The organism is Streptomyces coelicoflavus, from assembly GCF_003112555.1.
Classification (GTDB): domain Bacteria; phylum Actinomycetota; class Actinomycetes; order Streptomycetales; family Streptomycetaceae; genus Streptomyces; species Streptomyces coelicoflavus.
The window spans coordinates 707,833-721,924 of record NZ_BEWB01000003.1; the positions used below are offsets into that span (position 1 = coordinate 707,833).

Below are 14,092 nucleotides of genomic sequence, written 5' to 3' on the forward strand. Positions count from 1 at the left end.
GGGCGGGCGGCGCCGGCTCACGCCATCCAGCGGTCCGGCGGGGCGTCCCGGCGGCCGGTCCTGGAGCGTTCCGCCTGGCTCCGCAGCAGCCGTGCCGCCTCGTCGGCGTCGCGCAGCCGTGCGCTCACGGTCTTGTTCGCCCCCGTGTCCACCGTGACGTCGGCCAGCCGCAGGGCGCGCCGCCAGGGCCCCTGCGTCAGGCGGACGCTCTGGACCTTGGCGTGCGGCACGAGCGCCAGACTGCGGCGCAGCAGGCCGTGCCGGACGGCGAAGACCGCGTCGGTGACGGCGAGCCCGTGTCCGCGCCACCACACCGGCCTGCACCGCGCCGCCCGCCGGGGCGGGCGTGACAGTTCCGGTCCCGTCGGCACGGTCACCCCGGGCAGCACCCGCGCGACGACCGACTCGGCGATCTCGCGCGGCGCGACCGGCAGCAGGACGGAGTTCGACGACCCGGCCACGTCCAGCTCCACCCGCACCCAGCGCCGGCGCCGCCACAGCAGCGGCTCCACGATCCGCACGGTCTGCACCCGGCCCGGCGGCACCGTCTCGTGGACGCGGTCCAGCAGGCCGCGGTCGATGCGGAGCCCGTCCGGGGACTCGGCCACCGTCCAGTCGTACTCCGCGACGAACCGGCCCGCGCTGTTCGCGCCCGCGGCGCCGACCAGCGGCAGGGCGGTCGCCAGCACCGTCCACAGGTTGTGGGTGGCCAGCCACAGCAGCGTCGGTACGACGGCGGCGGCGAGCAGCGTGCCCCAGGTCGCGCCGGTCAGCAGGAGGGAGACGGCGAGGACGCCGGGCGGCACCCGCAGCAGCTGCCGCGCGGGGGCCTCGCCGACCTCGTGCGCGGTCTCCGGCGCGAAGCCCGCCGCGCGCGCGAGCAGCTCCGCCCGCAGGGCACGCGCCTCGTCGGCGCCCAGGAAGGCCAGCTCGTCCTTCTTGCCGGTGCCTATGACGTCGAGTTTCAGCTTGGCGACCCCCGCGACCCGGGCCAGCAGGGGCTGGGTGACGTCGATGGCCTGGATGCGTTCGAGGCGGATGTGGGCGGTGCGGCGGAACAGCAGTCCGGTACGGATGCGCAGCTCGGTGTCGGTCACCGAGTAGTGGGTGAACCACCAGGTGAGGAAGCCGTAGAGGGCGGCGGCCGGGATCAGGACGGCCACGCCGATCACCAGGTGGGTCGTGGTGAGCCGGGTCAGCTGGCGCTGCGCCTGGTCGGGGTCGTGCACGGCCCACCCGACGAGCACGGCGATCGGCGCCCACGCCCGCCGCAGCGGCGTGACGGGGTGCAGGCGGCGCTCGGCGACTCCGTCGGCGGGCGGAGGCGCGTCGGCGCCGCTGCCGGGTGGGGAGCCGAACGCTTCGGTGCCGTCGCCGGGCGGGGGGCCGGCCACCTCGGTGCCGCTGCCGGGCGCGGGTTGGGCCGCTGCGGTGCCGCTGCCGGGCGCGGGTTCGGCCGCTGCGGTGTCGCCGCCGGGTACGGGGCGGGCCGCGTCGGTGCCCGTGGCACCGCCGGTGTTTTCCGCCGGTTCCGGTCCCGCGCCGAGGGGGCCGTCCGGGCGCTCGGCCGCGCCGTCTCCCGATCCCTCACCGACGGCGCCACGGGCACCGGGCCCGGCATCCGGGGCGCCGGGCGCGTCGGGGGAGCCAGGGACGCGGGGTCCGGCGCCCGGAACGTCGGGGGAGCCGGTGGTACGTGCGGCCGCCCCCGGCGCGCGACCGGGGGCCGCTCCCGCGCCGGGGCCCGGCTCCTTCAGGACGCCGTCGGGGTCTGCCGCGTTCGCCCGGCGTGCCGGGGCGGGCTCCTGGGAGCCGTCCGCCGGGGCGTCGGCGCCGCTCCCGACTCCCGTCGTGCCGCCCGTCGTGCCGCCCGCCGTACCGCCCTCTGCCCGGCCCTTCTCCGCCCCGGGCCCGCTCACAGTCCCGCCGATCGGGCCTCGCCCAGCTCGGTGAGGCGGTCGCGGAGGCGTTCCGCCTCGGCCGGGTCGAGGCCGGGGATGGTCGCGTCGGTCGCGGCGGCCGCCGTGTGCAGCTGCACGCTGGCCAGGCCGAAGTGCCGCTCCACCGGCCCGGAGGTGACCTCGACCAGCTGCATGCGCCCGTACGGGACGACGGTCTCCTCCCGCCACAGCACGCCCCGGCTGATCAGCAGGTCGTCGGCGCGCTCGGCGTACCGCCACGAGCGCCAGTTGCGCTCCAGCATCACCCAGCCCCAGGCCATCAGGGCCAGCGGCAGGAGCGCCAGACCGGCCCAGTAGGGGTCCAGGAACAGCACGGGCAGCAGACCCCCGGCGAGCGTCAGCAGGCCCAGCCACACCACCAGCAACAGCCGCCGCATGTGCAGCAGCCCTGGGGGCAGGCCGGTCCACACCGGCTCCTCCCGCGGTGGACCCGCCGGGCCCGCCGCGCCTGCCGGAGCCGTCGCCCCGGTCGCCCCCGCCTTGCCCGTGTCGTCCGGGCTCCCCGTCTCCATGGGGCCAGCGTACGTAGGGGAGACTGTGTTCATGACTCCTACGACGGAGACCACGGTCGGTATCGGCGGTGCCGCGGAGAGCACCGACATGGTGCTCAACATCGGCCCCCAGCACCCGTCCACCCACGGCGTGCTGCGGCTCAGGCTGGTTCTGGACGGCGAGCGCATCACGAGCGCGGAGCCGGTGATCGGCTACATGCACCGCGGCGCGGAGAAGCTGTTCGAGGCCCGTGACTACCGTCAGATCATCATGCTCGCCAATCGCCACGACTGGCTGTCGGCGTTCTCCAACGAGCTGGGTGTCGTCCTCGCCGTCGAGCGGATGCTCGGCATGGAGGTCCCCACGCGCGCGGTGTGGACGCGGACGCTGCTCGCCGAGCTGAACCGGGTGCTCAACCACCTGATGTTCCTGGGGTCGTACCCGCTGGAGCTGGGCGGCATCACCCCGGTGTTCTACGCCTTCCGGGAGCGGGAGGTCCTCCAGAACGTGATGGAGGAGGTCTCCGGCGGGCGCATGCACTACATGTTCAACCGCGTCGGCGGTCTCAAGGAGGACCTTCCGGCGGGCTGGACCACCCGCGCGCGTGCCGCCGTCGCCGCCGTGCGCTCGCGCATGGACGTCTTCGACGACCTGGTGCTCGGCAACGAGATCTTCCGGGGGCGCACGCGGGGCGTGGGCGCCCTGTCCCCGGAGGCGGTGCACGGTTACGGCGTCAGCGGCCCGATCGCGCGTGCCTCCGGCGTCGACTTCGACCTGCGCCGCGACGAGCCCTACCTGGCCTACGGCGAGCTCCAGGACACGCTCCGGGTCGTCACCCGCACCGAGGGCGACTGCCTGGCCCGCTTCGAGTGCCTGCTGGCGCAGACGCACAACGCCCTGGACCTCGCCGACGGCTGCCTGGACCGGCTGGCCGAGCTGGCGCCGGGGCCGGTCAACCAGCGGCTCCCGAAGGTGCTCAAGGCGCCCGAGGGCCACACCTACGCCTGGACCGAGAACCCGCTCGGCATCAACGGGTACTACCTGGTCAGCAAGGGCGAGAAGACCCCCTACCGGCTGAAGCTGCGCTCGGCGTCGTACAACAACATCCAGGCGCTGGCGGAGCTGCTGCCCGGGACGCTGGTCGCGGACATGGTGGCGATCCTGGGGTCACTGTTCTTCGTCGTCGGCGACATCGACAAGTAGCCCCTCGGCGTCGACCGGCCCCACCGGCTGGAGCAGCCACCAGAAGTCGCCCAGGCCGCCGCGCGCGGTCAGCTCGGCGGCCCCGGAGGCGCCCGCGAGGGCGCGTACGTACGCCGCCGGGTCGGTGGAGGCCAGCGCGAGCGGGGGGCGCGCGCCGGTGACACCGAGCGCGCGCAGGACCTCGCGCTGGGGGCGCAGAAGCGCATCCGAGGGCGCGCACTCCGGAGTGCACCTCGCGGTGCGGGCGGTCGCGCACGCGTCCAGCGCGACGTGCGCGGTGATGTCGCACGACCCGTCGGGCACCGGTTCCGTCTCCCGTCCCTCCCGGAAGCCCGTGAGCGTTCCGAAAGGGGGCCGGGCGGCCGCGGTGTGCGCGTAGTCGACGGCCACCGCGAGCCCGCCGCCCCCGCCGTCCAGCGCCGCCACGGCGGACGCCCAGGCCTCGTCGCGGGGGAGCCCGATCTCCGCCCGCAGGCCCTCCTCGCCGGTCAGCGGCCACCACCGGGCCAGCCACTCGGCCTCCGCCCCGGCCACCGGCTCCCCGAGCCGCTCGGCCCCGTCGCCGCGCACGAGCACGCGGCGCGCCACACCCGCGGCGTCCACCTCCGCCACCTCCACCGGCACGTTGTCCAGCCACTCGTTGGCGAACAGCAGCCCGGTGACGCCGTCCGGCGGCTCCGCGAGCCACCGCACCCGCCGGTCGAGTTCCTCGGGGCGGGCGGCGACCTCGACGGCGTACGCGCGCGTGCGGGCCGCCACCTCGGCGGGCAGCGCCGCCAGCACCCCGGCGGCCAGCTCGCCCCGTCCGGCCGCCATGTCCACGAAGTCCAGCGGGTCGGGCCGGCCCAGCGCCTCGTCGACCCGGCACAGCAGCCGTGCCACGGCCCCCGCGAACAGCGGCGACGCGTGCACGGACGTGCGGAAGTGCCCGGCGGGCCCCTCGGGAGCGGTGCGGTAGAACCCCACGGGCCCGTAGAGCGCGTCCTGGGCGGCCTCCCGCCAGCCCCGCCACTCCCCACCCGTCTCCACAGCCCCGTTGAACCCTGCCGTCCCTGTCGTCACGGGCTCAGGTTAGGGTCACGCAGGCGTACAGAAGACCGGAGCCTCCACCTTGCGGAGTATGCGGGGGGAGTACGGATCGGCCCTTCGGTTGACCCCTGCACCTATTCCTCTTCCCTACGCTGGGTCACGTGCAGCGCCTCTACGATTTCCTCCGCAGACACCCGACCGGGGTCGACTCCTTCTGGGCCCTCGTCGTGCTCGGAATCTCCCTGGTCTCTGCGGCGAACCCCGGCACGCGTGCGGACGGGACGGACAGCCTGGCGCTGATCATCCCCGTCGTCGTGCTGCTCGGTGTCGTGATCGCGCTGCGCCAGCGGATGCCGGAGCGGATGCTGCTGCTCGCCGTCGCGATCGGCGTGGGGCAGCTGACGCTCGACGTCTCGACGATGCCCGCCGACTTCGCCTTCCTGGTGATCATCTACACCGTGGCCGCGACCGGCGCCCGCTGGGCCTCCCGGACCGCGCTGGCCACCGGCCTGTGCGCGGCGCCCCTCGCCACGCTGCGCTGGTCCGACAGCGAACTGGGCATGGGCACCACCATCGCCGTGACGGTCTTCCAGGCGGTCCCCTTCGCCCTCGCCTGGGTGCTCGGCGACTCCGTCCGCACCCGTCGCGCCTACTTCGCGCAGTTGGAGGAGCGCGCGACCCGGCTGGAGAAGGAGCGCGAGGCCCAGGCCAAGGTCGCGGTCGCCGCCGAACGCGCCCGGATCGCGCGCGAGCTGCACGACGTCGTCGCGCACAACGTCTCCGTCATGGTGGTGCAGGCCGACGGCGCGGCCTACGTCCTGGACGCGGCGCCCGACCAGGCGAAGAAGGCCCTGGAGACCATCTCCTCCACCGGGCGGCAGGCGCTCGCGGAGATGCGCCGCCTGCTGGGCGTGCTGCGCACCGGCGAGCACAAGGAGGCCGGGGAGTACGTCCCGCAGCCCGACGTCCAGCAGATCGAGGATCTCGTCGAGCAGTGCCGCACCTCCGGGCTGCCCGTCGACTTCAAGGTCGAGGGCACCCCCAGGCAGCTGCCCAGCGGCGTGGAGCTGACCGCGTACCGCATCGTGCAGGAGGCGCTCACCAACACCCGCAAGCACGGCGGGGAGAACGCGGGCGCGAGCGTGCGCCTGGTCTACTTCGACGACGGCCTCGGACTGCTGATCGAGGACGACGGCAAGGGCGCCCCGCACGAGCTGTACGAGGAGGGCGGCTTCGACGGCCAGGGCCACGGCCTGATCGGCATGCGCGAGCGGATCGGCATGGTCGGCGGAACCCTGGACGCGGGCCCGCGTCCGGGCGGAGGATTCCGCATCAGCGCACTGCTGCCGCTGAAGCCCGCGCACTGACCACCGCACCCGTACGCATGTGCGGCGTTGACACCTGTAAGGCACGACACTGCGGGCACGACACCTGCAAGGCGAAGGAAGAAGAGGCCCGATGGCGATCCGCGTGATGCTCGTCGACGACCAGGTGCTGCTGCGCACCGGGTTCCGGATGGTGCTGGCGGCCCAGCCGGACATGGAGGTCGTCGCGGAGGCGGGCGACGGCGTCGAGGCACTCCAGGTGCTGCGCTCCACCGCCGTGGACGTGGTCCTGATGGACGTCCGCATGCCCAAGCTCGACGGCGTGGAGACCACCAGCCGGATCTGCGTGGACCCGAACGCGCCGAAGGTGCTGATCCTGACCACCTTCGACCTCGACGAGTACGCGTTCTCGGCGCTGAAGGCGGGCGCCTCCGGGTTCATGCTCAAGGACGTGCCGCCCGGCGAGCTGCTCGCCGCGATCCGCTCCGTGCACAGCGGCGACGCCGTGGTCGCCCCCTCCACCACCCGGCGGCTCCTGGACCGCTTCGCGCCGATGCTGCCGGCCACCGGCCAGGAGCCCCGGCAGAAGGAGCTCCAGCGGCTCACCGAGCGGGAGCGCGAGGTGATGGTGCTCGTGGCGCAGGGCCTGTCCAACGGTGAGATCGCGGCGCGGCTGGTGCTGTCGGAGGCGACCGTGAAGACGCACGTCGGCCGCATCCTGACCAAGCTGGGCCTGCGCGACCGCGTGCAGGTGGTGGTCCTGGCCTACGAGACCGGGCTGGTGCGGGCCGGCGGCGGACACGGCTGACGGCCTGTGCGGAGGGCCCCGCGTCGGTAGGGTCTGCGCATGCTCCTGTGGATCAACGGCCCCTTCGGGGGCGGAAAAACACAGACCGCGCACGAGATACGGCGCCGGCTCCCCGGCAGCGTCGTCTGCGACCCCGAGCACGCCGGCTTCGGCCTGCGCCGCATGCTGCCGCCCGGGCTGCGGGACGCCCGCGGCCGGAGGCCGCTGATCGACAACTTCCAGGACCTGGTCTCCTGGCGGCAGGGGGTCGTGGAGGTGCTGGACCTGGCCCTCACCGAGCACGACGGCGTCGTCATCGCGCCCATGACCGTCACCGACTCCGGGTACTTCGCCGAGACCGTCGGCCGGCTGCGCGAACTCGGCCACGACGTCCACCACTTCACCCTCCTCGCCGAACGCGAGACCGTCCTGCGGCGGCTGCGCGAGCGCGGACTCGGGCAGGTCCTGCGGTACGTGTCCGGGAAGGGCGCCGGGCCGCGCCGGGAGAGCTGGGCCGTACGGCAGCTCGACCACTGTCTCGAGCGGCTGGCCGAGCCGGAGTTCGCCGAGCACCTGTGGACGGACCACACGACCGTCCCGAAGACCGCCGACCGCATCGCCGTCCTCGCGGGGCTCACCCTGAGGCCCAACAACGAGGGAGCGCTGCGCACCCGGATGCGGCAGGCGGGCGTCGGGATCCGGCACATCCGGGTCGACTGAGGCCGGCCCCGGGGACCGGCGTCAGCGCAGGATCCCCTCCAGGAAGTCGCTGCCCAGCCGGGCCACCACCGTGACGTCGAGCTGGTGCAGGACGTACCGGCCGCGTCGCCGGGTGGTGATCAGGCCCGCCTTCTTCAGCACGCCCAGGTGCCGGGATATCTCGGGGGCGGTCATGCCGTGCACCTGCGCCAGCTCGCCCGTGGTGTACTCGCTGCGGGCCAGATACCGGCAGAGCCGCATCCGCACGGGGTGGGACAGCGCGGTCATCCGCATCGTGAGCTGCCCGACCGAGGGCGGGGCGGCCGGCTCGGGGGAGCCGACCGGGTAGTGCAGCACCGGCTGCCAGCCGTGCCGGTGCAGGACCATCAGGTGCGGCCGGCCCAGGCTCGTCGGGACCAGCAGCAGACCGCCGTCCGCCGTCGCCGAACGGCCGTCGCCCAGCTTGTCGACGGTGATCCGGGCGGCGTCCTCGTCCAGCGTCAGCGCCGGGGACACGGCGGACAGCGCCTCCGCGAGGCCCTTGTGGCGCAACAGGTCCGTCTTGTGACGGGCGTCCGCGGCGAGCTGGTGACGCACCCGGGACCAGATCTCGGCGAAGAACGCCTCGTCGCAGTCCCGCGCGAACTGCCGCAGCCAGCTCCGGATGCGCGGCGGGTCGGCCAGCAGCCGCTCACTGAAGCGCAGCTGCTGCGGGCCCCGCGCGGCGGCCAGATCCAGCGCGCGCCGGCGCACCTCGGGGTCGTCGAGCGCCGAGACCCCGGCGGTGCTGTACGGCAGCGCGCAGGTGAACTCCAGGGCCGCGTCGACGAACTGCTCGTCGGCCAGCTTGTCGAGCAGGTCCAGGTCCTCGTCGAGGGTGGCACCGGGCAGGGTGCTGCGGCCCGGCACCCCGGCGAACGGCATGAACAGGTCCGAGAAGGTCGTCCGCCACAGGAAGTCGGCCTCGCACATCCGGTCCGCCAGGTGCGAGTCGAGCCGGGCGGTCACCCCCGTCGCCCAGCCCTGCAACCCCGGGTGGTGCCCCGGCTCGGACAGCGCGTGCAGCGCCATGCCCAGCTCGGCCAGCGGGGAGGGCACGACGGCGATCCTCTCCGGCCGCAGCCCCGTGATGTCGATGCGCACGCTCATGCCCCCATGGTGCACGCCGCCACCGACAACGCCGCCGTCGATTGACCGCCGCCGTCAATCGACGCGGCCGCGGGGAGCGGCCCGGAGCGGTCTCGGTCGCGGCCCGGCGAGCCCCCGCCGCCCGCGCCCACGACCGACCGCCGCCGGTTCAGGGCCGTGCTCGCCGACCGCCCGCGCGCGGCCGGGTAGGGCGGGCCCTACGCCGGTGGCGGGTCAGCGGGCCGTCAGGACTTCAGCCGGGCCGCGAAGTCGGCGACCGCCGCCCGCACGTCGTCGGCCGTCCACTCGAGGCCCGACTCGCCCACCGAGACCTCGGTGAGGGCGAGCCCGGGGCCGCCCGCGTCCCAGGGGCTGGAGAAGAGCATCGTCCCCGTCTCCTCGGCCTGCCGGAGCGCGGCCTCACCGGCGGTGTCGGGGTCGTGGGGCAGCCAGACCTGGAACTCGTGCGTGTGCGGCACCTCGGGGTGCACCCGCGCCCACGGCAGCCCGGCCGCCGCGAGGCCCTCGCGCAGCGCGGCGGCCACCACGCGCGCGTGGGCCACGTACGCGGGCAGCCGGGGCAGCTCGCGCGCCAGGCCCGCCAGGGCGGACAGCGCCGTGGGGAACTGCTGGAACACCTGACCGCCGTACCGGTGCCGCCAGGCCTTCGCCTCCTCGACCAGCGTGCGGGGGCCGGCCAGGGCGGCGCCGCCGTAGCCGTTGAGGGACTTGTAGAACGAGACGTACACGCTGTCCGCCAGGCCCGCGATCTCGGCCAGGGGGCGGCCGAAGTGGGTGGCGCACTCCCACAGGCGGGCCCCGTCGAAGTGCACGACCGCGTCGCGCTCCCGGGCGGCCTCGACGACCTCGGTGAGCTCCTCCCAGGTGGGCAGCAGGTAACCGGCCTCCCTGAGCGGCAGTTCCAGCATCAGTGCCCCGAACGGCTCGTCGAAGCCGCGCACCTCGTCGGCGGTCGGCTGCCGGGGCGCGTCGGTCAGCCGTACCGGGCGCAGCCCGCTCACCCGGCCGAAGGCGTTGCGCTCGTGCTGCTCGGGGTGGCCGAGCCCGTGCAGGGCGACGACCGGGTTGCCGGTGCGGCCCGCCCAGCAGCGCAGGGCCACCTGCTGGGCCATGGTGCCGGTCGGGAAGAAGGCGGCGGCCTCGGTGCCGAGCAGGGCGGCGGTCTTCTCCTCCAGGGCCGCCACGACGCCGTTGCCGTACATGTCGGAGGGCTCGTCGAGGCCGTACAGTTCCTCGGCCCCGTCCAGCAGGGCGATGCGCTCCCGCAGGGTCGAGACGAAGCCCGGGCGGGCGAGTACGCGCCGCGCGCCGCGAAGGGCGGCCACGCGCCGCTCCCGCTGGTGCCGCTGTTCCTCGGGTTCCGTCGGTTCGGCCGCTTCCGGCCGCTCTGCCGTATCACTCATACGGTGATCATGGCGCGCGGTCGGTGCGTCCGGCACCCGGGTTTCTCCACAGGTTCCGACACACGCGCGCGGTGTGTGCTCCACCGTCGCACGGAAACCCACAGGCTGTGGACAACCGGACGCCGCCCGGACCGATCGCGTTAACATGACGAGAAATCGTCCGGTACCCCGAGCGGACTGGAACGGGAAGGCCGCCGTCGCGTGAACACAGCCCCACAACCAGACCCCAAGGACCGCCCCGCGCGGCTCACCGTAGGCGTGGTCGGCGCCGGGCGGGTGGGCCCCGCGCTGGCCGCGTCCCTCCAGCGCGCAGGGCACCGCCCGGTGGCCGTCTCGGGGGTCTCCGAGGCCTCCAGGAGGCGCGCCGCCGCCCTTCTGCCCGACGTGCCGCTCAGGACGCCCGCCGAGGTCCTCCAGCACGCCGAGCTGGTGCTGCTGACCGTCCCGGACGACGCGCTGCCCGGCCTGGTGACCGGGCTCGCCGAGACCGGGGCGGTGCGTCCGGGCCAGCTCCTCGTGCACACCTCCGGGCGGTACGGCGCACGGGTCCTGGACCCCGCGCTGCGCGCGGGCGCCCTGCCGCTGGCCCTGCACCCGGCGATGACCTTCACCGGCACCCCGGTGGACGTCCAGCGGCTGGCCGGCTGCTCCTTCGGCGTCACCGCGCCCGAGGAGCTGCGGCTGGCCGCCGAGGCCCTGGTCATCGAGATGGGCGGCGAGCCGGAGTGGATCGCCGAGGACCGCCGCCCGCTGTACCACGCGGCGCTCGCCCTGGGCTCCAACCACCTGATCACCCTGGTCGCCCAGTCCATGGAGCTGCTGCGCACGGCCGGTGTGACGGCCCCCGACCGGATGCTCGGCCCGCTGCTGGGCGCCTCCCTCGACAACGCCCTGCGCTCCGGCGACGCGGCCCTCACCGGCCCCGTGGCGCGCGGGGACGCGGGCACGGTCGCCGCGCACATCGAGGAGCTGCGCGCCCACGCCCCCCAGGCCGTCGCCGGCTACCTGGCGATGGCCCGCGCGACCGCCGACCGCGCCCTGGACCACGGCCTGCTGAAGGCCGAACTCGCCGAGGACCTGCTCGGGGTACTCGCCGACGGAGCCACGACAGCCACCGGACGCACCGGAGCCGGCGGACGCACCGGAGCCCCCGGCCCCGACGGTGCCACCGGCCCCGACGGTGTCACCGGCCCCGACCGGGCGCCCGGCCCCGACGGAGCCCCCGGCACCGAGGGCACCGACGGCCCCGAAGGCACTGACGACCCCGAAGGCACCGACGAAGGCACCGACGGAGGCGCCCGATGACCCGCACCCCGCCCGCCCTCCTGCGCACCGCCGACGAGCTGCACGCGCGCGTGCGCCGCGGCCGCCGGGCCGTCGTGATGACCATGGGCGCCCTGCACGAGGGCCACGCCACCCTGATCCGCACGGCGCGCGACCTCGCCGGACCGGACGGCGAGGTCGTCGTCACCGTCTTCGTGAACCCGCTCCAGTTCGGTGCCGGCGAGGACCTCGACCGCTACCCGCGCACCCTGGACGCCGACCTGGAGATCGCCGGCCGGGCGGGCGCCGACGCCGTCTTCGCCCCCTTCGCCGACGAGGTCTACCCCGGCGGCGAGCCCCAGGTGCGCGTCACCGCCGGCCCCATGGGCGAGCGCCTGGAGGGCGCCTCCCGCCCCGGCCACTTCGACGGCATGCTCACCGTCGTCGCCAAGCTGCTCCACCTCACCCGGCCCGACCTCGCCCTCTACGGCCAGAAGGACGCCCAGCAGCTCGCGCTGATCCGCCGCATGGTCCGCGACCTGAACTTCGGCGTGGAGATCGTCGGCGTCCCCACCGTGCGCGAGGAGGACGGCCTGGCCCTGTCCAGCCGCAACCGCTACCTCTCGACGGCGGAACGCCGCACGGCCCTCGCCCTCTCCCAGGCGCTCTTCGCCGGCCAGGACCGGCACGCCGCCCAGGAGGCGCTCTGCGCGCGGGCCCGCGAAGTGCCCGCCACCCGGGCGCGCGCCGAGGCGCTGGGCGCCCTGGGCGAGTCCCGCGCGGCGGCCGACGCCCACGCCGTCGCCACCTCCGCCCCCGGCAGCGCCGCGGCCGTCCGGGACGCCGCCCGCCTGGTGCTGGACGACGCGTCCCGCGCCACCCCGCCCCTGGAGCTGGACTACCTCGCCCTGGTCGACCCGTCCGACTTCACCGAGATCGGCGACGACCACACCGGTGAGGCCGTCCTCGCCGTCGCCGCCCGGGTCGGCGCGACCCGCCTGATCGACAACGTCCACCTCACCTTCGGATCCCTCGGAGCCGCCTCGTGACCAGCACAGGCATACGACTGCACGCCCCCGCGCCCGGCTGGGCCGTCGCCGCGGACGTGGTGGTCGTCGGCTCGGGCGTAGCGGGCCTCACCGCCGCCCTGCGCTGCGAGGCCGCCGGCCTGACGACGGTCGTCGTCACCAAGGCCCGCCTCGACGACGGCTCCACCCGCTGGGCGCAGGGCGGCATCGCCGCGGCCCTCGGCGAGGGCGACACCCCCCAGCAGCACCTCGACGACACCCTGGTGGCCGGCGTCGGCCTGTGCGACGAGGAAGCGGTCCGCACCCTGGTCACCGAGGGCCCCGACGCCGTACGCCGCCTCATCGAGACCGGCGCGCACTTCGACGAGTCCACCGAGGGCGGCCTGGCCCTCACCCGCGAGGGCGGCCACCACCGCCGCCGCATCGCCCACGCGGGCGGCGACGCCACGGGCGCCGAGATCTCCCGCGCCCTGGTCGAGGCGGTACGCGCGCGAGGGCTGCGCACGGTGGAGAACGCGCTCGTCCTGGACCTCCTCACGGACGCCGAGGGCCGCACGGCGGGCGTCACCCTGCACGTCATGGGCGAGGGCCAGCACGACGGCGTCGGGGCGGTCCACGCCCCCGCGGTCGTCCTCGCCACCGGCGGCATGGGCCAGGTCTTCTCGGCGACGACGAACCCCTCGGTCTCCACGGGCGACGGAGTGGCCCTGGCCCTCCGCGCGGGCGCCGAGGTCAGCGACCTCGAATTCGTCCAGTTCCACCCCACCGTCCTCTTCCTGGGCCCGGACGCCGAGGGCCAGCAGCCCCTGGTCTCCGAGGCGGTACGCGGCGAGGGCGCCCACCTGGTGGACGCGGACGGCGTGCGCTTCATGCTCGGGCAGCACGAACTCGCGGAACTGGCCCCGCGCGACATCGTCGCCAAGGCCATCACGCGCCGCATGCAGGAGCAGGGCGCCGAGCACATGTACCTGGACGCCCGCCACTTCGGTGCCGACATGTGGGAGCGCCGCTTCCCCACGATCCTCGCCGCCTGCCGCGCCCACGGCATCGACCCGGTCACCGAGCCGGTCCCCGTCGCCCCGGCCGCCCACTACGCCTCGGGCGGCGTCCGCACCGACCCGCACGGCCGCACGACGGTCCCCGGCCTGTACGCGTGCGGCGAGGTCGCCTGCACCGGCGTGCACGGCGCCAACCGGCTGGCCTCCAACTCGCTCCTCGAGGGCCTGGTCTACGCCGAACGCATCGCCGCCGACGTGGCGGCGGGCCACGCGGCCGGCGCCCTCCACGCGCGCGTGCCGGCCCCCCTGCCGCACCCGGACCACCCGGAGCACCCCCTCCTCCCGCCCGAGACCCGCCTCACGATCCAGCGGATCATGACGGACGGCGCCGGCGTCCTGCGCTCGGCCGACTCCCTCACGCGCGCGGCGGACCGGCTGCACGCCCTGCACACCGAGGCCCGCGAGGCCCTGCACGACAACGGCAAGACGGCCGAGCCGGGCGTCGACACCTGGGAGGCCACCAACCTCCTGTGCGTGGCCCGCGTCCTGGTCGCGGCGGCGACCCTGCGCGAGGAGACCCGCGGCTGCCACTGGCGCGAGGACCACGCCGAGCGCGACGACACGGCCTGGCGCCGCCACGTCGTCGTACGCCTGAACCCGGACCGTTCCCTCGCCGTGCACACCACGGACACGCCAGAATTCCCCCCGACCGTCCACGGCGCCCAGCCGACGCACCGTCCCCAGGAGCAGTGACA

12 protein-coding genes are annotated in these 14,092 nt (G+C 75.2%); 7 read left to right on the plus strand and 5 right to left on the minus strand.

Features of this window, described 5'->3' with window-relative positions; translation table 11 throughout:
• Positions 1-17 precede the first annotated feature (17 nt).
• Both Sco07f_RS08290 and Sco07f_RS08295 read right to left on the minus strand, forming a co-directional pair.
• Positions 18-1,292 carry a PH domain-containing protein gene (locus Sco07f_RS08290; RefSeq protein ID WP_108987442.1) on the minus strand — a complete coding sequence of 425 codons (1,275 nt, stop codon included), beginning with the start codon at positions 1,290-1,292 and terminating at the stop codon, positions 18-20.
• 623 nt (positions 1,293-1,915) lie between these two features.
• Complete coding sequence (locus tag Sco07f_RS08295; RefSeq protein ID WP_042825550.1) at positions 1,916-2,473, minus strand: PH domain-containing protein; 558 nt, start codon at positions 2,471-2,473, stop codon at positions 1,916-1,918.
• A gap of 31 nt (positions 2,474-2,504) precedes the next feature.
• On the opposite strand from Sco07f_RS08295, the gene Sco07f_RS08300 reads away from it, so the two are divergent.
• Positions 2,505-3,656 (plus strand): NADH-quinone oxidoreductase subunit D, encoded by a 1,152-nt coding sequence (locus Sco07f_RS08300; RefSeq protein WP_108987382.1) that lies wholly within the window; start codon positions 2,505-2,507, stop codon positions 3,654-3,656.
• On the opposite strand, the gene Sco07f_RS08305 is transcribed toward Sco07f_RS08300, so the two are convergent.
• On the minus strand, positions 3,621-4,718 hold the full coding sequence (locus tag Sco07f_RS08305) for an SAM-dependent methyltransferase (RefSeq protein WP_108987383.1): 1,098 nt from the start codon (positions 4,716-4,718) through the stop codon (positions 3,621-3,623). The genes Sco07f_RS08300 and Sco07f_RS08305 overlap by 36 nt on opposite strands.
• A 128-nt stretch (positions 4,719-4,846) precedes the next feature.
• Here Sco07f_RS08305 and Sco07f_RS08310 point away from each other — a divergent pair, with 128 nt between their 5' ends.
• The 3 genes from Sco07f_RS08310 (at position 4,847) to Sco07f_RS08320 (ending at position 7,517) form a co-directional block, all read left to right on the plus strand.
• A complete protein-coding gene (locus tag Sco07f_RS08310; RefSeq protein ID WP_054100933.1) occupies positions 4,847-6,052 on the plus strand; it encodes a sensor histidine kinase in 1,206 nt (401 codons plus the stop codon).
• Between the two features lie 91 nt (positions 6,053-6,143).
• Complete coding sequence (locus Sco07f_RS08315; protein ID WP_007452161.1) at positions 6,144-6,818, plus strand: response regulator; 675 nt, start codon at positions 6,144-6,146, stop codon at positions 6,816-6,818.
• A 39-nt stretch (positions 6,819-6,857) separates the two neighbouring features.
• A complete protein-coding gene (locus Sco07f_RS08320; protein WP_007452163.1) occupies positions 6,858-7,517 on the plus strand; it encodes an AAA family ATPase in 660 nt (219 codons plus the stop codon).
• 21 nt (positions 7,518-7,538) lie between these two features.
• Here the strand turns inward: Sco07f_RS08320 and Sco07f_RS08325 are convergent, their stop codons facing one another.
• Positions 7,539-8,645 (minus strand): DUF5937 family protein, encoded by a 1,107-nt coding sequence (locus Sco07f_RS08325; RefSeq protein WP_087790034.1) that lies wholly within the window; start codon positions 8,643-8,645, stop codon positions 7,539-7,541.
• A gap of 224 nt (positions 8,646-8,869) precedes the next feature.
• Complete coding sequence (locus Sco07f_RS08330) at positions 8,870-10,048, minus strand: threonine aldolase family protein (RefSeq protein ID WP_054100930.1); 1,179 nt, start codon at positions 10,046-10,048, stop codon at positions 8,870-8,872.
• Positions 10,049-10,249: 201 nt separating this feature from the next.
• Here Sco07f_RS08330 and Sco07f_RS08335 point away from each other — a divergent pair, with 201 nt between their 5' ends.
• The 3 genes from Sco07f_RS08335 to Sco07f_RS08345 are packed head-to-tail and all read left to right on the plus strand — an operon-like array spanning position 10,250 to position 14,090.
• Positions 10,250-11,353: a Rossmann-like and DUF2520 domain-containing protein gene (locus Sco07f_RS08335; protein ID WP_108987384.1), complete on the plus strand. Its 1,104-nt coding sequence runs from the start codon at positions 10,250-10,252 to the stop codon at positions 11,351-11,353.
• Complete coding sequence (gene panC, locus Sco07f_RS08340; RefSeq protein ID WP_108987385.1) at positions 11,350-12,360, plus strand: pantoate--beta-alanine ligase; 1,011 nt, start codon at positions 11,350-11,352, stop codon at positions 12,358-12,360. The genes Sco07f_RS08335 and panC overlap by 4 nt, the downstream gene beginning before the upstream one ends.
• Positions 12,357-14,090 (plus strand): L-aspartate oxidase, encoded by a 1,734-nt coding sequence (locus tag Sco07f_RS08345; RefSeq protein WP_108987386.1) that lies wholly within the window; start codon positions 12,357-12,359, stop codon positions 14,088-14,090. Before panC ends, Sco07f_RS08345 begins: the two co-directional genes overlap by 4 nt.
• The last annotated feature ends 2 nt before the right edge of the window (positions 14,091-14,092 follow it).